The organism is Chromobacterium sp. W521, assembly GCF_052805975.1.
Genome location: NZ_JBRBAF010000022.1, coordinates 28,768 through 47,383 on the forward strand (window position 1 = coordinate 28,768; position 18,616 = coordinate 47,383).

An 18,616-nucleotide genomic window follows, 5' to 3' on the forward strand; every position below is an offset into this window, starting at 1 on the left:
CGGGCGGCGCTTCGCCAAAGCGCCGCGCTTATAATTCCACGTCATTCACCGCTCGCGCTTCCGATGCGAGCGGCGGGCGGGCTAGGGCCCTCCGCACAATAAGGCAAATCCATTCATGCGCACCACGCTCTCCTACTTTACCGGTTCGCTGCTGTTCAGCGCCGTCGTGCTGGCCGCCGCCGGCTGGTACGGCTTCCAACTGGGCGGCCCCGCCATGGCCGGCTCTTTTCTGGTCACCGCCCTGGTGCTGGCGATTCTGGAAACCAGCGTGTCCTTCGACAACGCGGTCGTCAACGCCAGCGTGCTGCAGGCGATGAGCTCGCTGTGGCGCAAGCTTTTCATGACGGTGGGCGTCGCCGTCGCGGTGTTCGGCATGCGCATACTATTCCCGCTGCTCATCGTCGCCGTCGCCGGCGACACGCCCTTGCTTGAGGCCTTCTCCATCGCCACCCGCGAACCGCAGCGCTACCAGCGGATCATGCATGACTCGCACCTGATGATCATGGGCTTCGGGGCCACCTTCCTGCTGATGGTGGTGGTGGAATACTTCGTCAAAAAGGAAAAGGACGAACACTGGCTGCCGGCCATTGAGCCGCTGCTGGCCCGATTGGGCTCGGTTGAAAACGCCCAGTCGCTGATCGCCATCCTGCTGATTGCGCTGGTGGCCGCCGCCATTCCCGCCGGGCAAAAGATGGAGTTTCTCAGCAGTTGCTTCTGGGGTTACGTGGTGTTCATGACGCTGCACGTGTTCAAGCAGCTGTTCGGCGGCATGGACATTCAAACCGCCGCCGCCAAGAATGGCCTGATCGGTTTCGTCTATCTGGAAACGCTGGACGCCAGCTTCTCCATGGACGGCGTGATCGCCGCCTTCGCCATCACCAACAATTTCTGGCTGATCGCCGCCGGGCTCGGCATCGGCGCAATGTTCGTCCGCTCGATGACCATCCTGCTGGTGGAGCGCAACATCATCGGCCAATTCAAATACCTGGAAACGTCCGCGTTCTGGGCCATCGGCGCCCTGGTGGCCATCATGTTCGCCGCAGCGCTCCACATCGAACTCGGAGAAGTGCTCACAGGCCTGATCAGCGTCGCCATCATCGGCTTGGGCATTGTCACCAGCTTGCCGGGGCGCAAACGCCATCGCGACTAAACCTGTTTTAGGAGCCGTTTCGCTTAGAACCTGTTTACGATCTGCTGCGCGTCGGCGATGCGGCGTTAAAAACAAGCTCAAAATGCTCATGCACCACGCGTACATTTCGCTTTTTCAGCCGCTTTCGCCTTGTCTCGCTCTTGCTCGCTAGATCGTAATCAGGTTCCAAGAGGCCCGCGCCGAAATGCGAACAGGCCTGAAGTCCAGGCCTGTTCTTTTTTAAAGACCGCTCTGTCAAAGCCGGTAGCTGGCGCCCGTCATCACCTTGGCGGACAACTTCATCACGCCCTTCACCGGGGCCGGCAATTGCGCGGCGCCCAGGTCATGGGCCATGTCCGCATGCTTCAACTCGTCGTCACGCATCTGCTGGACAATCGCGCGGCTCTTGACATCCGCCGCCGGCAAACGGCTCAGATGGCTGTCCAGATGCGCGCCCACCTGCTGCTCGGTTTCCTCGAGAAAACCCAGGTTCCACTTGTCGCCCAGCACCCCGGCGGCCACGCCTATCGCCAGCGAGCCGGTATACCACAGCGGATTGAACACGCTGGGCCGGCCGCCCAATTCGCGGATGCGCCTCTCGGTCCAGGCCAGATGCTCCACCTCTTCCTGCGCCGCCTGGCGCAAGGCCTCGCGCGCCTGAGGCGTGCGCGCCGTCAGCGCCTGCCCCTGGTACAAAGCCTGGGCGCACACCTCGCCGCAGTGGTTCACCCGCATCAGCCCCAGCGCGTGTTTCTTTTCCTCCGCCGCCAGCTCCGCCTCGTCCAGCGCCGCGTCCGGATGCGGCCTCAGGCTTTGCGCGGAAGCGAACAGGGTGCGCAGCCCCTTGTCGAACTCGACGATCCATTTGTCCAGCATCAATCCATTCTTTCTCGCGCTAACACAATCGCCGGCGATTATACCCGCCTGATACGCAGCGCGGCAGCTACTGCTATAATTGCGCGGTTTATCGAAACATTGTGTTCAACACGTTCAACAAGGATTCCCTGATGGATCTCGCTAGCATCGGCCCGGGCAAAGACATGCCGGGCGACTTCAACGTCGTCATCGAAATCTCCGCCAACGCCGCCCCGATCAAGTACGAATTCGACAAAGACTGGAACGCGCTGGTGGTTGACCGCTTCATGGGCACGTCCATGATGTATCCGGCCAACTACGGTTTCGTGCCGCAAACCCTGGCCGGCGACGGCGACCCGGTTGACGTGCTGGTGGTGACGCCGTTCCCGCTGCCGCCGGGCGTGGTGGTGCGCTGTCGCGCGCTGGGTCTGATCAAGATGGAAGACGAATCCGGCGTTGACGCCAAGCTGGTGGCCGTGCCGGTGGAAAAACTGTGCCCGATGTACAAGTCCATCCAGAAGCTGGAAGACCTGCCGGAACTGCTGCGCAACCAGATGGTTCACTTCTTCGAGCACTACAAAGACCTGGAAAAAGGCAAGTGGGTCAAGGTGCAAGGCTGGGGCACGCTGGACGACGCCAAGGCCGAACTGGTCGACGGCATCGCCCGCTTCGAAAAATAAGCGCGCGGCGCTTGCCCTGAAAGACAACCGGCGCGGGTCGCCGGTTTTTTCATGCCCGTCCTTCCCATCCGCGCACATTCGCCTACGCTGATATTGCAACGCAATATGCCATTATTATTTGCTACAATCGCTCAAGCTTGGACGCCTTTTTCGCATCCGGTTAGTAAAGCAAGTGATTGTTACTAAATACCATAAATAATTCTTTTACCCATCGCCGCATTGCAGGTATCGTTCAATGAGGAGCGCCGGGGCGCGCTCAGGACGGCGATGCCGCAGTCGCTCGCCCAACACCCCGCCGCCCGCCGTCATCGCATCGGGCAGCCCAACCGGAACCACAGTGACCTATATCGCCCAAGGCTCAGCACCGCAACTCCACTGGCTCCAGCAACGCCTGGCCAGCCGAGGAGTGTCCGCGACCGCGGACGCAAGCGGACTGCCGTCTTGGCTGCCTTCCGACTGGCAAGGGTTTTACCTGTCCTCCGGCTGCTGGATCAATATCGACCCCCTGCATCAAGCTCCCTTGCCATCCCGGCTGCGGCTCTGTCTCGAACAAGGCATCTCCTTGCTGGAGCTGGATGGCGCCTGGCAGCCACTGGGCGCCGACTTCGGCTTCATGCTTTTGCTGGGGGCCGAACCCGCTCCGCCGCCCGCCGCCCTAACCTTGCTGGACGCGCTGGCTCCGCTGCCGGCCGCCTGGCTGCGTTGTGGCCCGGCGGGCAGCGCGCGCTATACCCGTCAAGTCTGGGAGGCCCTGCTGTTCATGCTGAGACGACATGCACCGCCCAGCCCGGTGACTCAAACCCTGCCGGACTGGGAAGCCTCGCTGCGAGAACAGTGGCAGCTATGGGAACAGCTGGTGCGCCTGTCTCAGCGCTATCTGACGGAGCGAAACCTGACCGCGGACAGCGCGACGGCGCGTCAGGACTTCGCCGAGCCTCCCCGGCAGCAAAACCACTACGCCGCCAGCCTTGCCTCGCTGATTCTCCAGGCAAACGGCTGCCGGCACGCCTGGGAGCGGCTGTGGAGCGATTTTGCGACCCAGTCGCCTCTGGCTTCCGGAAACTAAAAAAGCCCGCACGAATGCGGGCTTTTTTTAACGACAAGGACCGGAATCAGGCGGCGCTGGTCGCCTTCTTGCCGCGGGCGACAGCGGCGCTGGCGGCCTTGGCGGAGTTGGTGGCGGCTTCAACGCTGGCTTCGGCGATTTCCGCGCTGACTTTCTTGGCGGTCTTGGACACGCTTTCGAAAGCGGCGTTGGAAGTGTTCACCAGGCTTTTCAGAGCCGTCACCGCGGCATCGGAGCCCGCCGGCGCGTTCTTGGACAAACGATCCAGATTGCTCAGCAGGGTTTGGTTGCCTTCGGCGATCTGCTCTTCGACAAAAGCGGCCAGTTCATTCTGAGTGGCCAGCGCGGCGTCGTACACATTGCGCGCCACGGAGAAAGCCTGGTCGATGGACGGCTGTGCCAGGCTGCTCTGCACTTCGGCGAAAGCCTTGGGATCCTTGGCTTCGCTCAGCGCCTTGATTGCCTGGGCGTTGTCTGCCAGCAGCTTGCGCGACAGATCCAGTTGCAGCGCGGCCAAACGCTCAGCGCCGGCCAGCACGATGGAGGAGAAACGCACGGCCTTGTCGAACTGCGACTGGCCGAGAGCGGAGAATTCTTGAGTAGTGGTAAACATGACGACTCCTAAAAAATATCCAAAATTGACAGCTCAGCAACGACAGCGAACTTAACCTGCGCTCTTGATGTTGCATCGCAACAATTGCCATTGTGGCGACTCGTCTTTCTCGAGTCAAGAAAATGTTGCAACGCACAAGCCGCTAAACCACTATTTTTCATGGATTTTTACAACACAAACATTCCAGGGACATGACAGCAAGGCCCTTCCCTCCCGCTTCTAGCAATGTTTCCCGCAATTGCAACACTTGTCCGCGCCCAAGCCCGTTACGCTAGCCGATTTCCACCTTTTGGCCCCAAGCCGAGCAACGCCATTGAAAGCCCGTCAGCAACCCAGTACACTCGCCCCATAGAATAAATCTATCTACATAAAGCCAAGTACAATGAGCCCTGCGGCCAACGCATTCGACATAAAATCCGCCAGCCTGGATCTGCTGGCGCTCTTGCTGCGCACCGACGACCTGGATGAGCTGAGCCAGGCGCTGGATGCGCGCTTCGGCACCGGCCACGACGCGCCGGTAGAAGCCTTCGTCCTCGACGTGGAAGCCTTGCCCGCCCCGGCCGAACTGGATTACGGCCGCCTGCTGCCCATGCTGAGCCGTCGCGGCATCCGCGCGGTGGCCCTGCGCCACCCCAGCACCGCGCTGGCCGGCGTCGCCAGCCAGTTCGGCCTCGCCTACACCAGCAGCGCCACGCCGCCGCGCTCGGCGCAGAACGCGCCGGAGCCTGCCGACAAACCCGCCGCGCCGGAACCCGCCCAGGCGACCGGCGCCATGATCGTGGACCGTCCCGTGCGCGCCGGTCAGCAGATTTACGCCAAGGGCTGCGACCTGATCGTGCTGGCCATGGTCAGCGCCGGCGCTGAAGTCATCGCCGACGGCAACATCCATATCTACGCGCCCTTGCGCGGCCGCGCTCTCGCCGGCGCCCGCGGCAACGCCGGCGCCCGCATTTTCGCCCGCAGCATGGAAGCCGAACTGGTGTCCATCGCCGGGGTCTATCGAACTATCGAACAAGCCTTGCCCGACAGCATTCTGGGCAAGCCGACTCAAATCTATCTCGAGAACGAGCGCCTGGTCATGTCCGCGCTCGGCGAGTAACAAGCCATTATTCAAAGGGATCGACTGTGGCAAAAATCATCGTTGTGACGTCCGGCAAGGGTGGCGTCGGTAAAACCACTACCAGTGCCAGCTTCTCCTCCGGCCTGGCGTTGCGCGGTCACAAAACCGTCGTCATCGACTTCGACGTCGGCCTGCGCAACCTGGACCTGATCATGGGTTGCGAACGCCGCGTGGTCTATGACCTGATCAATGTCGTCAACGGCGAAGCCAGCCTGAACCAGGCGCTGATCAAGGACAAGAACTGCGACAACCTTTACATCATCCCCGCCTCGCAAACCCGCGACAAAGACGCGCTGACGCTGGACGGCGTGGAGAAGGTATTGAAAGACCTGGCCGAAGCCGGCTTCGAATACATCGTCTGCGACTCTCCGGCCGGCATCGAAAAAGGCGCGCTGATGGCGCTGTACTTCGCCGACGAAGCGCTGATCGTCACCAATCCGGAAGTCTCCTCTGTGCGCGACTCCGACCGCATCCTGGGCATTCTGTCCTCCAAGTCCAAGCGCGCGGAAGAAAGCCGCGAGCCGGTCAAGGAACACCTGCTCATCACCCGCTACTCCGCCGGCCGCGTCGACAAGGGCGAAATGCTGTCGGTGGACGATGTGAAGGAGATTCTGCGCGTGCCGCTGCTGGGCGTGATTCCGGAGTCGCAGACCGTTCTGCAAGCCTCCAACTCCGGCACCCCGGCCATCCACCTGAAAGGCTCGGACGTTGCCGACGCCTATTCCGACGTGGTGGCCCGTTTCCTGGGCGAAGAGCGCCCGATGCGTTTCCTCGATGCCCCCAAGGTGGGCATTCTGAAACGCCTCTTTGGAGGTTAAGTCATGTCCCTGATCGAAATGATCTTTGGCAAACGCCAGAAAACCGCGGCCATTGCCAGAGAACGGCTGCAAATCATCCTGGCCCACGAACGCAACGGCCGCAGCGCGCCCGACTATCTGCCGGCTCTGCAACGCGAGCTGATGGAAGTGATCTCCAAATACGTCGCGGTCAATCTGGACGACATCAAAGTACAGGTGGAGCGTCAGGACGATTTTGAAGTGCTGGAAGTCAATATCGTGCTGCCGGAGCACCAGCGCTGAGCCATGACGCTGACCGAACTTCGCTATATCGTCGCGGTGGCGCGGGAGCGCCACTTCGGCCGCGCCGCGCAAAGCTGCTTCGTCAGCCAGCCGACGTTGTCCATCGCCATCAAGAAGCTGGAGGACGAACTGGGCGTCACGCTGTTTGAGCGCGGCGGCCAGGAAGTCAGCGTCACCGAGATCGGCGAGCGCATCATCGAGCAATCGCAGCGCGTGCTGGAAGAAGCCGAAACCGTCAAACGCCTGGCCGGCGAGCATCAGAACGAGCTGGTGGGCCCGCTGAAGCTGGGGGTGATTTTCACCATTAGCCCCTATCTGCTTCCGCGCCTGATCCCGGCCTTGCGCATCCTGGCGCCTGACATGCCCTTGATCCTGGAGGAGAACTACACCTCCCGGCTCTCGGAAATGCTCAAGCGGGGCGAGGTGGACGCCATCATCGTCGCCGATCCCTTCGACGAAGCCGGCACCGTGGCGAGCCCGTTGTACGACGAGCCCTTCGTCGTCGCCACGCCCAAGGGCCACCCCTGGGAAAAGCTGGGCGCCATCGCCGCCAATCAACTGGCAGACGAGAGCGTCTTGCTGCTGACCCAAGGCAATTGCTTCCGCGACCAGGTGCTGCAAGCCTGCAGCGACCTCGCCAGCCGGCAAAGCCATGGCGGCACGCTGGCGGCCAATCTGCAAGGCAGCTCGCTCAACACCATCCGTCACATGGTGGCCAGCGGCATGGGCGTCACGGTGATGCCGTCGACCTCGATAGGCCCGACCGATGAGTCGCTGCTGTCGGTGGTGCCGTTCAAGACGCCGGCGCCGCAGCGCCGCGTGCTGTTGGTGACTCGCAAGCAGTTCTTCCGCAAGAAGGCGATCGACACCCTGCAACAGGCGGTGTTCCGCTCCGGGCTGGAAGGCGTTTCCATGCTGGAAGGCGCAACGCCAACGCCCTGAGCCGGTGCCCAAACCGCCCCAACCGCTGCGCCCCGTGCCTCAGCGGTTTTTTTCCGCCCAGCCACTGGTCACAAAAATCGGCCAAGCTCCTCGTTCAGTATCGCGAACAAACTGTCCGGCCTCCCATTCAGAAAGAAGTGATCGCCGGGAAGGATCTCGCTGCGGAAGCCGCCGGTGGTGTAGCCGCGCCATGAAGCCGCCGCCTCCGCGCCCCGGACCTCTTCGCTGCCGCCAAGGGCAAGGATGCGGCAGCTCAGCGGAGGACGCGGCTCGGGATGGTAGGTCTCTATCGCCTCGAAATCGGCATGCAACACCGGCAGAATGATCTGAACCAGTTCCGGGTGCTCCAGCACTTCCGCCGGCGTGCCATTCATCCTCATCACCTCGTCCAGAAACTGCTCGTCCGGCAAAGCGTGGATCGGCCGATCCCTCGCGGGCAAGTGCGGCGCGGCGCGACCGGAAACGATCAAACACGACGGCGACGGCAGGCTTCGCGCCTGCGCCCGTTGAGCCACTTCAAACGCCAGGCTCGCGCCCATGCTGTGCCCGAACAAGGCGTAAGGCCGGTCCAGAAACGGCGCAATCGCGTCCGTCGCCTCGTCGGCCAGCTGATCCAGCCGGTAGCGCAGCGCATCGTGAAACCGCCGCCCCCGCCCCGGCGGATGCATCGGACGGACATCCACCTCGGCCGGAAGCCGCTCCTCCCAGCCCCGGAACACCGCCGCGCCGCCGCCCGCATACGGAAAGCAAAACAGGCGCAGCGCCGCATGCCGGCCCGCCGGCGCGGCGTCCACCCACGCGCCGCCCGGCGCCGGCTTCCATTCGCGGTTCATGGCGCCACCTTGCGAACGAAACCGCTGGCCTCTTTGATCGCCGCCCTCGCCTCCGGCAGCATGGGCGCCAAGGTGGCCCATGCGTGCGGTAGCCGCCGCCACACCTTGAAGTCCACCGCGACGCCGGCCGCGCTCGCCTTGCGAGCCACGCGCGCGGCGTCGTCCAGCAGCACCTCGGTGTCGCTGGCCTGAATGAATAGATCGGGCAAGCCAGCGTAATCGCCGTAGAGCGGCGAGGCGATGGGATGATCGGCCGCGGCGTCGCCAAGGTAGTAACGCGAGAAATTCCTCACCGCAACCGCGCTCAGCATCACGTCGGACGCATCGTTCGCTTCCAGAGACGCTCCGGTCGCCGCCAAATCCGTCCACGGCGAGAACAGCACCGCCCCGGCCGGCAAGGGCGCGCCCGCGTCGCGCAGCGACAGCAGCAAGGCGAGCGCCAGCCCGCCCCCCGACGAATCGCCGGCGATCACGATCCGGTCCGCCGCCACGCCCTCGTCCAGCAGCGCCTGATACGCCGCCAGCGCGTCGTCGACGGCGGCGGGGAACGGATGTTCCGGCGCAAGCCGGTAATCCAGCGAAAACGCCCGCGCGTCCGCTTCCCGCGCCAGCGCGGCGGCCACGCCCCGGTGCGTGACCGGGGAGCAGAAGCAATAGCCGCCGCCGTGCAGATACAGAATGACCCGCCCGGTCGCCTCGCGCCGCTCGGCGGTCTCCGGTTCTATCCACTCGCCTCGCAGCGCCTGCGCGTCCAGCTTGCGCACCCGCCATCCGCGCGGCGGCTTTGCTTCGCCGCGAGCCCATTTCGCGCTGCGCTCGCGCATTTCCTGAGCGGTCAGGCCGGGTTTGCGGGTCAGAGATTTGGCCGTTCTGCGCAACAGCCACGAAAAACATAGGTTTTGCCAACTCATTGATCTATTTCCGGTAGCAAGAAAGAGAAATGCGCCGCCACGCCCCGCGCGCGCCTCACCCGAACACCAACTTGCGATGCGCGGCGATGCCCGCCAGCGCGCCGTTGCCGATGGCCAGCGCCACGGTGCCGCCCCGATGCGTGATGTCGCCGCAAGCGAACACGCCCGGCGTGGAAGTCTCCATTGCGTCGTCGGTCCGCACATACGGCCCCAGCGGCCCCTCCTCTATCGCGCAGCCCAGTTGTTCCGCGACGGGGCTGGACAGGCGCATGCGGTTCATCGTGAACAGCCCGTCGAACGCGATCCGGCGCCCATCGGCAAGTTCGACGGTGGCGCGGTCGACAATGCGCGCGATCCGGTCGCGCACGATCTCAACGCCCCGCCGCGCCAGCGCCTCGCGCTGCTCCTCGTCCGGCTCGAAGCTAGCGTCGGTCAGAAAAACGGTCTGCCCCCACTCCGGCATCAACATCGCCGACAAATAGGACAAGGGCCCGCTGCCGAGCACGCCGATGCGGCCCCCATCCAGTTCGTAGCCATGGCAGTAAGGGCAGTGGAACACGCTGTCCCCCCAGCGTTCCTCCAGGCCCTCCAGTTCCGGCAGCTCGTCCACCACGCCGAAGGCGAGCACCAGTTGGCGCGCTCTGTAGTGTTGCCCGGATGCGCAGATGAGCGTATAGCCGGCGTCGCTCCGCTCCGCCCGGACCACGCTATCCTCCCGCCATTGCGCGTTAGGGTAAGCAAGCAGTTGCGCCTTGCCGTCCGCGGCGATCGCGTCCGGCGAACGTCCGTCCTGGCCGATCACGCCGTGAGATTGAGAGGCGAAGCGGTTGCGGCGCGCGCCGGCATCAATCACCAGCACGCGGCGGCGCGCGCGCGCGATCTGCAGCGCGGCGGATTGTCCGGCGTGACTGCCGCCGATCACGACGACGTCGAACAACATTGGGGAGGTTTCGGAATTCATGGGTCGAGTGTCCTTGATTGGAAATGAATGGGATGGCGCGCGGGCGGCCTTCATAGGCGGCCGCCGCCGCATGCTTCCGCCGCGCGGTCCAGCAGCCAGCGCACGATCAACTTGGCGCGCGGCACGCGCTGGCCTTCGTCCCGCCGCCGCAGCGCCAGTTGCTGCGTGATCACCGCCAAGCGCAGTAGGCCGTAGGCGTACCAGTAGGCGGGTTCCGTGACCTCGCGTCCGGCCGCCGCCGCGTACAAATCGACCAGCGCCTCGCGCGTCGGCGCACCCGGCGCGCAGCTCGGTCCAGGCGCGTCCAGCCGCAGCAGCGACGAGTCCCGGCTCTCTATCCAGTAAGCGAGCGCGGCGCCAAGGTCGGCCAGCGGATGGCCGACGGCGGCCAGCTCCCAATCGACGACGCCCACCACCCGCGCGGGGTCGCCCGGATCGACGAGGATGTTGTCCAGCTTGTAGTCGTTGTGCAGCCAGGCCGCGGGCGCGGTCTCGGGCATACGCTCGGTCAGCCAGTCGGCCACGGCGCTGAAGTCGGCGTCTATCGCCCCGCCCGCCTCCTCCGCGTTCCAGCGCCGCCGCCACTCGCTCAGAATGCGACGCAGATAGTCGGGGGGCCGATCGGCGGGCGCGACCTCCAGCGCATGCAGGCTCGCCAGCGTCCCGATGAAGTTTTCCGCGAGCCGGCGCACCGTGTCGGGCGCGAGCGGCCCGCAAGCCGCCGGCGCGACGCCCTCCAGCTTTTCGACCAGCAGCAAGGCGGCGTCGCCGTCCTCATCAACCGCCAGCGGCCTGGGCGCGAGCCGGAACTGGCCAGCCATCCGCTCAAGGAGCGCGAAACGACGCCGTGCTTCCCGCGCGCCGCCCTCCGGCAGCCAGTAGGCAATGAGCTCGCTGTCGCCCCCCTGCACCAAAAACACTTCGCTGGCCCGGCCGCCGCCGACCCGCGTCGCGCGCGCGCCCATGCCGGAGCGGCCCAATGCCGCCATCGCCCGCTCCGCGATTCGCGCGCTCATGTCAGCTCCCGGCGGAAGCCGGCCAGCGCATGGCGCGCCACCAGCGCTTTGTGGACCTCGTCCGGGCCGTCGTAAATCCGCCCCGCTCGTTCATGCCGCCACAACACGTTGAGAATCGTGTCGCCGCTGACGCCCAGCGCGCCTTGCACCTGCAGCGCGTGATCGAGCACGGTCTGCGTTGCGCCGGCCACGAAAAATTTCGCGATCGAGATGTCGATCTGCGCGCGCTCATGACGGTTTTGCAGCCGCGTGGCCGCCTGAGTCACCAGCAGCCGCGCGGCGTCTATCGACGCGCGGCTCTCGGCGATCCAGTTCTGCACGGTCTGGCGCGAGGACAACAGCTCGCCCGCCGCCAGCTCCCGGCGGCACGCGCGCCGGCACATGATGGCGAACGCGCGCTCGCACACGCCTATCCAGCGCGCGCAATGATGCAGCCGCCCGGTGGCGAGCCGGGCCTGCAACACGACGAAGCCCTCTCCCGGCTTGCCCAGCATCGCATCCTCACCCACCCGGCAATCGTCCAGCTCCAGTTCGCCGTGGCTGGCCCAGCCGCAGCCTTCGTCGCCCATCACGCGCAGATTGCGGACATGGCGGAAGCCCGGCGCGTCGGTCGGCACAATGAAGGTGCTGGTGCGCGCATGCAGCGGCGCGGCCTCGTCGGTGACGGCCAGCACGATGGCGAAGCCCGCGCCGTCGGCGCCGGACGCGAACCATTTGCGGCCGCTCAAGTGCCAGCCGCCGTCCTTGTACACCGCTGTCGTTTTCAGCGAGGAGGGGTTGGATCCGGCGGACTCGGGCTCCGTCGCCGCGAAGCAGCTGCGCAGCTCGCCGCGCAACAGCGGCTCCAGCCAACGCCGGCGCTGCGCGGGAGTCGCGTACTCCAGCAGCACGTCGATATTGCCGGCGTCGGGCGCCTGGTAATTGACCGCGTAATGGCCCAGCGGCGAGGCGCCCAGCAGTTCGCCGACTTCCACCAGCTCAAGCAGGCTCAAGCCCAGGCCGCCGTCCGCGCGCGGCACCTGCGGCAGCCAGACGCCTTTCATCCGGTTGCTCTCGCGGATGCCGCTCATCAGCCGTTCAACGGTTTCGAAATCGCCGTTGGCGAGCGCCGCCTCCGGTTCCGCCAGCGCCGCTTCAACGGCGGCGAATGCCTTCACTCGTGTATTCATTGTTCTTCCTCGGTTTGCTTCACTGAAACGGATCGGCGCGCGGCGGCTTCCGCGGCGCGCAAAGCGGCGGCTAACCCGTTGACGAACGGGCGGCGCATGATGCCGATATGGTCGCCGGCCAGGCGAACCGCCGTCGCCGCGCCCGACGCAGCCTGACGCCAGCCGCTTATCAGCGCTTCACCGTCCCCGTCGGCGGCCACGATCACGTGCAAGGCTCCCGCATAAGGCGTCGCCGGTGTGTAATCGGTCAGCGAATGCGAAATGAAGGCGCGCACGCGCGCCGCGAATTCGGGCAGGCCGAGCGCCTCCGGCACCGCGCCCGCCTCGACCAAGCGCTCGCGCAAATGTTCGACTCTCCGCGCATCGTCCAGCGCGTCGAATTCGCCTTCGTCGAACACCAGTTCGGCGTCGGCCAGGCGCGCGAAGCTGTTGCCGATCTCCGCGACCCAACGGCCACCTTGCCAATCCTGTTTCCGCGACTGCGCCGCCGGCCCCGGCGGCAAACTGTCCACCACCGCGACCCAGTCCACCGCCTCGCCCTGTCCGGCCAATTGCCGGGCAACCTCAAAAGCGACCCAACCTCCAAAGGAATGACCGCCGAGACGATACGGGCCGTAAGGCTGCACCCGCCGGATGTCCGCGATCAGTGCCGTCGCCATCGCTTCCACGCTGCCGGCGTCGCCGGGCAGCGTCATGCCCCACACCGAGAAGGCATTCGGCAACTCGGCCGCGAGCGCGCGCAGATACGGCACATGGCCGCCCGCGCCAGGCGCGAAGAACAGCGGCGGCGCGTCGCCCTGCGCGGACAAGGCGACGAGCGAGCCGACCCGGGCGCCGTCTTCGCCCGCGCCGTCTGTCTCAATGACGCGGGCTTGCTCGGCCACCGTCTGTGCCGTCAGCAAGCGAGCCACCACCGCTGAGTTCAGCCCAAACGCCCGGCCGGCGCGGGAGCAGATCCGCAGCATCAGCAGCGAGTCTCCGCCCAACGCCACAAAATCGCTGTCGTCGGACGGCGGTTCGCGCTTGAGCACGGCTGCCCATAGCGCCCTCAGTTCGCATCGCAGGGCCGCGCCGCTAGGCCGCGCCGCCGCGGCCCTCCCGACTGCGGCCGGCGTCGCGGCGGTAGAGGCCCCGCTCCGGCGCTCTCCGCCGTCCGCCCTTATCGCGCCGACGGCGCCTGCGCCCTCTGCCGCGGGCTCGCCCAGCAGCGTTCGCAAGGCGTCCGCATAGAGAGCCGCGAAGCGGTTGACGGTCGCCGTAGAGAAATACCCGCGCGACGGCACCAGCGTGATCCGCAGTGCGCGCTGCCGGCCGTCGAAGCTGCTCTGCACCACCAGCGGCACATTAGTCATATCGCTCGCATAGCCGTCGGAAACCTCGATGTCGCGCACCGCTTCCTCCAGAGCGCGGAAATGCGTGAAGTTGAACAGCGCGTCGAACACCGTGCCGGCCTGTCGATGCAATTCGATCAAGGGATAGCGCCGGCGACTGAAGACTTCCAGCTCGGCCGACTGCACCGCGCGCACCAACGCGACGGCGTCGAAGGCGCCGGCCGGAAAGTCGAAACCCAGCGGCAGACTGTTCAGGAACAGGCCCAGCACCCGATCGCCGTCAACACCCTCGCTGCGGCCGTTGAACACCACGCCGCTGGTCACCGAGGATGCGCCTGCGATGCGCGACAAGGCGAGCAGATGGGCTGTCAGCAGCACGCTTTTCACTGATGCGCCCGCGCTCGCGGCAAGCGCTTCCAGGCCAGCCGACTGGGCCGCCGAAATAGGCACTTCGACCGGCTCCGCGTCGCCACCCGGCTCCCGCGCCAGCCGCGTGACCGGCAAGGATTGCAGACGCGCGCGCCACCAATCGCGCAGCGATTCCGAACGCGCCGCCTCGCGCTCCCGCTCGACGAAATCGCGGAACCGGCTCGCGGGCGCAGCCAGCGTCAGCGGCCGGCCGGCCAGCCGCGCCGAATAGTCGGAGATCAGCTCGGAGAGCAGCAGGTTGAAACTCCAACCATCTAGAATCGCGTGGTGCTTGGTCACGCCGATGTGCATCGCCTCTTCGCTCAAGCGGTGCACGGCGAAGCGGATCAGCGGCGGACGCTCGACGTCGAAGCGCCGGCGCCTCTCGGCTTCGCGCCAATCTCGAATCCGTGCGTCCTGCCGCTCCGGGTCCAGGCCTCGCCAATCGCTGACCGTCAGCGGCAAAGGCACTTGACGATGCACGTACTGCAGCGGCTCCTCGTCGGCCGCGAGGTCGAAAGCGGTGCGCAGCGCCGGATGGCGTTCAAAGGCGCCGCGGAGCGTCGCCTCTAGCGCGGCAGCGTCGAATGGCAGAGCCAGACGCTGGCCGTTGACGTTGTGGTAAGCCGAGTCCTGGCCGTGCCGCATCTCGTTGGCGAGCATCGCCATCTGCATTGCGCTGAGCGGATAGGCGTCCTCGTGGACGGCATCTAGCGGCGGCGCGCTCGCGGTCGGCGGCGCCGAGCCCGCCTGCCGGACGCGCGGCGCGAGCCGCTCTATGGTCAGCGAGCGCATCAAATCGTCCAGCGAAAAATCGATGTTGACCTTGTGCGCGGCGGACAGGATCTGAATGCTCAGGATGGAGTCGCCGCCCAGCTCGAAAAAGTTGTCGGTAACGCCGATAGGCGAGCGTTTGAGCACGGACTCGAACACACCGACCAGCGCCTGCTCCACCGCGTTGCGCGGCGCTATGCGCGGACGCGCCGCGTCGGCGTCCACCGCCAGCGCGCCGGCCAGCCTGCGGCGATCCAGCTTGCCGTTGCTCGTCAGCGGAATCGCGTCCATCTCGACCACACGCGCCGGCACCGCGTGCGGCGGTAGGCGCTGGGCAAGCCAGTCCCGCAGCGCGGAACCGGACACGCGCGCCGAACCGCGCGCCACCACAAAACCCGCCAATTGGGCGTGGCCGTCTATGGTCGCGTCGTCGACCATGACCGCTGCCGCGGCGACGTCCGGATGCCGGGCCAGCGTCGCCTCTACTTCGCCCAGCTCGATGCGGAAACCGCGGATCTTGACCTGGTCGTCGATGCGGCCCAGATAGTCCAGCTCGCCGCGCGCGTCGAAGCGCCCTAGGTCTCCGCTGCGATAAAGCCGCTCGCCGGGCAGGAACGGGTCCGCGATGAAACGCTCGCGGTCGAGCTCGGGGCGATTGTGGTAACCGCGCGCCACGCCCTCCCCGCCCACGTGAATTTCGCCCGGCACGCCCGGCGGCACCGGATGCCCGGCGGCGTCGAGCAGGTAGACGCGGTAGCCCGGCAAGGGCCGGCCCACAGGGCTACGCGACGACTGCGCGTCGCCCGGGCCCAATACGCGCTCGGTGACATGCACCGTGGTCTCGGTGATGCCGTAGAGATTGACCAGCGCCACCCCGCCCGCATCGTTCAGGCAGGCGGCGAACTGGCTGGGAATCGTCGCCTCGCCGCCAAAGAACACATAGCGCAAGCCGGCCGGCAAAGGCCGCCGCGCGTCGTCCAGCGCGCGCAGCAGTTGCTTGAAAGCGCTGGGGGTCTGGCTCAGCATCGTGACGCCCTCGCGTTCCAGCAGCGCGAGAAATTCGTCCGGCGTGCGCGAGCAGCGGTAAGGCACGATTTCCAGCCGTCCGCCATGCAGCAAGGCGCCCCAGATTTCCCATACCGAGAAATCGAAGGCATAGGAATGGAACAAGGTCCATACGTCCGACGGTCCGATGCCGTAGCTCCGGCGCGTGGCCGCGAACAAATGGTCCGCGTTGCGGTGCTCCACGCACACGCCTTTAGGCTGCCCGGTCGAACCCGAGGTGTAGATCACATAGCACAGGTCCGCGGGCGAAGTGTCTCGCGGCGGCGGCGCGTCTTCGCGCTCGTCGGGCGCCGCCGCATCCCCCATCCCGATCAGAACCCCGCCGAAGTCCCCGAAGCGATCTCGCGCCTCCTCGCCGCAGATCAGCGCGCCGGCGCCGATATCGTCCAACATCCATGCGAGGCGTTCCGACGGATGGTCGAGATCCAGCGGCACGTAAAAGGCGCCCGCCTTCAGCACGGCCAGAATTGCGACGACGCTGTCCATGCCGCGCCCAAACGCCAGCGCGACAGGCGCGTTGCCGCGCACCCCGGCCGCGTCCAGCCGCCAGGCCAGCCGGTTGGAGCGGCGATCCAGTTCCGCGTAAGTGAGCGTCTCGCCGTCGCACTTCAGCGCAACGGCGTCCGGCCGCGAGCGCGCTTGCGCCTCAAAACGGCGATGCAGGCACTGGCGCTCCACATCGTCCGCGCGACGGGCCGCCGCGTTCCAGCGCGCGGCCAGCGCGCCGCCAGCTTCGTCGCCCAACAGCGACACCCGCGCGACGCTCAGCGCCGGGCCGCCGCGTTCGAACTGGCCCAACACCCCCGCCAGCATCTCGACGACCCGCTCCGCCGACGCCGCCGAAATCCGCTGGCGGTCGAAATGCAGACGCAGGCTCAAACGCTCGCCGGGAATCGCCACCACTGTCAGCGGGTAATTGGTCTGCTCGACCACCTCGACATCGCTCACGCCCAGTTGCTCGCGATAGCGTTTCGCATCCGCCCGCGCCGGGTAGTTCTCAAACACCACCAGGCTCTCGAACAAGGGCGCGCCGGGAGCGACTCCGCTCCAGCCCGGAATCGCGTGCAGCGGGGTATACGCATAGGCTTCGGCGTCGACGTGCTGGCAATGCAGCCGCCGCAGCCAGTCGCCCAGCGTCAGTTCAAGGTCAACGGACGCGCGCGTCGGCAGCGCGTTGACAAAGAGCCCCACCATCTGCTCGACGCCGCGCAGCGCCGCCGGCCGGCCGGACACGGTGGTGCCGAACACCACGTCGTCGCGGCCGCTCGCGCGCGCCAACAACAAAGCCCAGGCGGCCTGGATCACCGTGCTCTGCGTGAGCTCGCACTCTCGCGCCAAACGCTGCAACCCCTCGCTCGTTCGCGCGTCGAGCTCGCGTTCTATCAGACCGTGGCCGGGCGCGCGGTCCGGACGCGCGTCGTCGGCGAACGGCAGGGGCGTGGCCGAGCGCACATCGCCCAGCCGCGCTCGCCAGAAAGCCTCGGCCTCGGCGCCGTCCTGTTCGTCCAACCAGCGCAGGAAGGCGCTGTACGGCTGGGGCGGCGGCAAAGCCGGAACGGCGCTGCGCCGGTAAGCGTCGTAAAAGGCGAGCGCCTCCCCCAGCACAATCTGCACCGACCAACCATCCAGCAGCAGATGGTGATAGCTCCACACGAACTCGTAGCGCTCCTCTCCGGTGCGGAATAAGGCGCAACGCATCAGCGGCGCGCGGCTCAGGTGAAAACCGGGACGCCGGTCCGCGTCCCGATAGGCGGCGAGACGGCGCTGCTGCTCCTCTTGGTCAAACGCTCGCCAGTCCTCCTCCACCCACGGCAGTTCGACGTCGCGGAAGACCACCTGCACCGGCTTGGACGGGCCGTCCCACAAAAAGCCGGTGCGCAGCACGCCGTGCCGCGCGACCACCGCTTCCAGCGCGCGCCGGTAATCGGCGGCGTTGAGCGCGGCGTGGAAGGAGCAAGCCACCTGTTCGTAATAGACGCCGGACTCCGGCGCCTTCAGCGTATGAAACAGCAGGCCCTGTTGCGTCGGCGTCAACGGCAGCATGGTCTCGACTTTCGAGCGGGCTTGCTGTGCGGTATTCGATAATGTTTGGTTCATAACTGTTCGTTCAGTAGCTGTAACACTTCGTCGATATCGTTCTGGTCCAGATGGGCAAGCGGCAGGTCCGACGGCGTCAGCCCTCCAGACTCCGGCGACTGGCAATGCGCCAGCACCGCGTCCAGTTCCGCGCGGAAACCCTCGGCCAGCGCCTTGATCGCGTCTTCCCGCTGTCGCGCCGCGCTATACAGCCAGTCCACCCGCAAGCGCCCTTCGTGCACCTGCGCCACCACGTCCAGCCCGTAGCGCCGCGTCATCCCCGCCCCGCGCGTACCCCCCGGCGGCTCCCCCAACCACGTGGAGCGCGGCTCGCCGCCCTCCTCCAGCCGCCATTGGCCCAGATAGTTGAAGCACACCGTGCGCGCATGGCCGCCCAGCTCCGACCCGCGGCCGCCGTAACGCAGCGCGTGGTAAGCCAGGCCGCCGTCCGGCACGCTCCGCATCCGCTCCTTCACCCGTTTCAGGTCTCCTGACAGCTCCCCGCTCAGCGGCAGCCGCAGCGGATACAGGCTGGTGAACCAGCCCACGGTGCGCGACACATCCACGCCCGCCAGCCCGTCACGGCCA

At 66.2% G+C, this 18,616-nt stretch carries 16 protein-coding genes; 7 read left to right on the forward strand and 9 right to left on the reverse strand.

What is annotated here, in order from left to right; translation table 11 throughout:
- The first annotated feature begins 115 nt into the window (after nt 1–115).
- Nucleotides 116–1,150 carry a DUF475 domain-containing protein gene (locus ACUXV1_RS22455; protein WP_114155008.1) on the forward strand — a complete coding sequence of 345 codons (1,035 nt, stop codon included), beginning with the start codon at nt 116–118 and terminating at the stop codon, nt 1,148–1,150.
- A gap of 234 nt (nt 1,151–1,384) precedes the next feature.
- Here the strand turns inward: ACUXV1_RS22455 and coq7 are convergent, their stop codons facing one another.
- Entirely contained in the window at nt 1,385–2,005 is a 621-nt protein-coding gene (gene coq7, locus ACUXV1_RS22460; RefSeq protein WP_081555625.1) for a 2-polyprenyl-3-methyl-6-methoxy-1,4-benzoquinone monooxygenase, read from the reverse strand.
- Between the two features lie 131 nt (nt 2,006–2,136).
- Here coq7 and ppa point away from each other — a divergent pair, with 131 nt between their 5' ends.
- Both ppa and ACUXV1_RS22470 read left to right on the forward strand, forming a co-directional pair.
- Entirely contained in the window at nt 2,137–2,664 is a 528-nt protein-coding gene (ppa, locus tag ACUXV1_RS22465) for an inorganic diphosphatase (protein ID WP_019104111.1), read from the forward strand.
- Between the two features lie 337 nt (nt 2,665–3,001).
- On the forward strand, nt 3,002–3,730 hold the full coding sequence (locus ACUXV1_RS22470) for a hypothetical protein (RefSeq protein ID WP_446016656.1): 729 nt from the start codon (nt 3,002–3,004) through the stop codon (nt 3,728–3,730).
- A 46-nt stretch (nt 3,731–3,776) separates the two neighbouring features.
- Here the strand turns inward: ACUXV1_RS22470 and ACUXV1_RS22475 are convergent, their stop codons facing one another.
- Nucleotides 3,777–4,343, reverse strand: a complete 567-nt coding sequence (locus ACUXV1_RS22475; protein ID WP_019104113.1) for a phasin family protein — start codon at nt 4,341–4,343, stop codon at nt 3,777–3,779.
- Nucleotides 4,344–4,725: 382 nt separating this feature from the next.
- Here ACUXV1_RS22475 and minC point away from each other — a divergent pair, with 382 nt between their 5' ends.
- Genes minC through ACUXV1_RS22495 form a run of 4 tightly spaced genes read left to right on the forward strand, consistent with a single transcriptional unit; the run spans nt 4,726 to nt 7,484 of the window.
- Complete coding sequence (minC, locus tag ACUXV1_RS22480) at nt 4,726–5,442, forward strand: septum site-determining protein MinC (RefSeq protein ID WP_019104114.1); 717 nt, start codon at nt 4,726–4,728, stop codon at nt 5,440–5,442.
- A 26-nt stretch (nt 5,443–5,468) separates the two neighbouring features.
- Entirely contained in the window at nt 5,469–6,281 is an 813-nt protein-coding gene (minD, locus tag ACUXV1_RS22485) for a septum site-determining protein MinD (protein ID WP_019104115.1), read from the forward strand.
- 3 nt (nt 6,282–6,284) lie between these two features.
- A complete protein-coding gene (minE, locus tag ACUXV1_RS22490; RefSeq protein WP_019104116.1) occupies nt 6,285–6,542 on the forward strand; it encodes a cell division topological specificity factor MinE in 258 nt (85 codons plus the stop codon).
- Between the two features lie 3 nt (nt 6,543–6,545).
- A complete protein-coding gene (locus ACUXV1_RS22495; protein WP_019104117.1) occupies nt 6,546–7,484 on the forward strand; it encodes a LysR substrate-binding domain-containing protein in 939 nt (312 codons plus the stop codon).
- A gap of 68 nt (nt 7,485–7,552) precedes the next feature.
- Here ACUXV1_RS22495 and ACUXV1_RS22500 read toward each other — a convergent pair whose 3' ends face one another.
- From ACUXV1_RS22500 to ACUXV1_RS22530, 7 genes are all read right to left on the reverse strand, one after another.
- Nucleotides 7,553–8,317, reverse strand: coding sequence for a thioesterase II family protein (locus tag ACUXV1_RS22500; RefSeq protein WP_194427834.1), 765 nt, complete (start codon nt 8,315–8,317; stop codon nt 7,553–7,555).
- Nucleotides 8,314–9,228: an alpha/beta hydrolase gene (locus tag ACUXV1_RS22505; protein ID WP_446016657.1), complete on the reverse strand. Its 915-nt coding sequence runs from the start codon at nt 9,226–9,228 to the stop codon at nt 8,314–8,316. Before ACUXV1_RS22505 ends, ACUXV1_RS22500 begins: the two co-directional genes overlap by 4 nt.
- A gap of 55 nt (nt 9,229–9,283) precedes the next feature.
- Nucleotides 9,284–10,189, reverse strand: a complete 906-nt coding sequence (locus ACUXV1_RS22510) for an NAD(P)/FAD-dependent oxidoreductase (protein WP_081555621.1) — start codon at nt 10,187–10,189, stop codon at nt 9,284–9,286.
- Nucleotides 10,190–10,239: 50 nt separating this feature from the next.
- Entirely contained in the window at nt 10,240–11,205 is a 966-nt protein-coding gene (locus ACUXV1_RS22515) for a phosphotransferase family protein (protein ID WP_194427833.1), read from the reverse strand.
- Nucleotides 11,202–12,374, reverse strand: coding sequence for an acyl-CoA dehydrogenase family protein (locus ACUXV1_RS22520; RefSeq protein ID WP_039756561.1), 1,173 nt, complete (start codon nt 12,372–12,374; stop codon nt 11,202–11,204). The genes ACUXV1_RS22515 and ACUXV1_RS22520 overlap by 4 nt, the downstream gene beginning before the upstream one ends.
- The gene (locus ACUXV1_RS22525; RefSeq protein ID WP_446016658.1) at nt 12,371–18,049 is read right to left on the reverse strand and encodes an amino acid adenylation domain-containing protein; all 5,679 of its coding nucleotides are present in this window, start codon (nt 18,047–18,049) and stop codon (nt 12,371–12,373) included. The genes ACUXV1_RS22520 and ACUXV1_RS22525 overlap by 4 nt, the downstream gene beginning before the upstream one ends.
- Nucleotides 18,046–18,616: condensation domain-containing protein (locus tag ACUXV1_RS22530; protein ID WP_446016659.1), on the reverse strand; the 571-nt coding region annotated here is incomplete at its 5' end. The genes ACUXV1_RS22530 and ACUXV1_RS22525, both read right to left, overlap by 4 nt.

Excerpts from the sequence above, each read along its gene's own strand:
- ACUXV1_RS22455 (WP_114155008.1), top strand. The coding sequence starts at position 116 with ATGCGCACCACGCTCTCCTACTTTACCGGTTCGCTGCTGTTCAGCGCC.
- coq7 (WP_081555625.1), bottom strand. The coding sequence starts at position 2,005 with ATGCTGGACAAATGGATCGTCGAGTTCGACAAGGGGCTGCGCACCCTG.
- ppa (WP_019104111.1), top strand. The coding sequence starts at position 2,137 with ATGGATCTCGCTAGCATCGGCCCGGGCAAAGACATGCCGGGCGACTTC.
- ACUXV1_RS22475 (WP_019104113.1), bottom strand. The coding sequence starts at position 4,343 with ATGTTTACCACTACTCAAGAATTCTCCGCTCTCGGCCAGTCGCAGTTC.
- minC (WP_019104114.1), top strand. The coding sequence starts at position 4,726 with ATGAGCCCTGCGGCCAACGCATTCGACATAAAATCCGCCAGCCTGGAT.
- minE (WP_019104116.1), top strand. The coding sequence starts at position 6,285 with ATGTCCCTGATCGAAATGATCTTTGGCAAACGCCAGAAAACCGCGGCC.
- ACUXV1_RS22495 (WP_019104117.1), top strand. The coding sequence starts at position 6,546 with ATGACGCTGACCGAACTTCGCTATATCGTCGCGGTGGCGCGGGAGCGC.
- ACUXV1_RS22500 (WP_194427834.1), bottom strand. The coding sequence starts at position 8,317 with ATGAACCGCGAATGGAAGCCGGCGCCGGGCGGCGCGTGGGTGGACGCC.
- ACUXV1_RS22505 (WP_446016657.1), bottom strand. The coding sequence starts at position 9,228 with ATGAGTTGGCAAAACCTATGTTTTTCGTGGCTGTTGCGCAGAACGGCC.
- ACUXV1_RS22510 (WP_081555621.1), bottom strand. The coding sequence starts at position 10,189 with ATGAATTCCGAAACCTCCCCAATGTTGTTCGACGTCGTCGTGATCGGC.
- ACUXV1_RS22515 (WP_194427833.1), bottom strand. The coding sequence starts at position 11,205 with ATGAGCGCGCGAATCGCGGAGCGGGCGATGGCGGCATTGGGCCGCTCC.
- ACUXV1_RS22520 (WP_039756561.1), bottom strand. The coding sequence starts at position 12,374 with ATGAATACACGAGTGAAGGCATTCGCCGCCGTTGAAGCGGCGCTGGCG.
- ACUXV1_RS22525 (WP_446016658.1), bottom strand. The coding sequence starts at position 18,049 with ATGAACCAAACATTATCGAATACCGCACAGCAAGCCCGCTCGAAAGTC.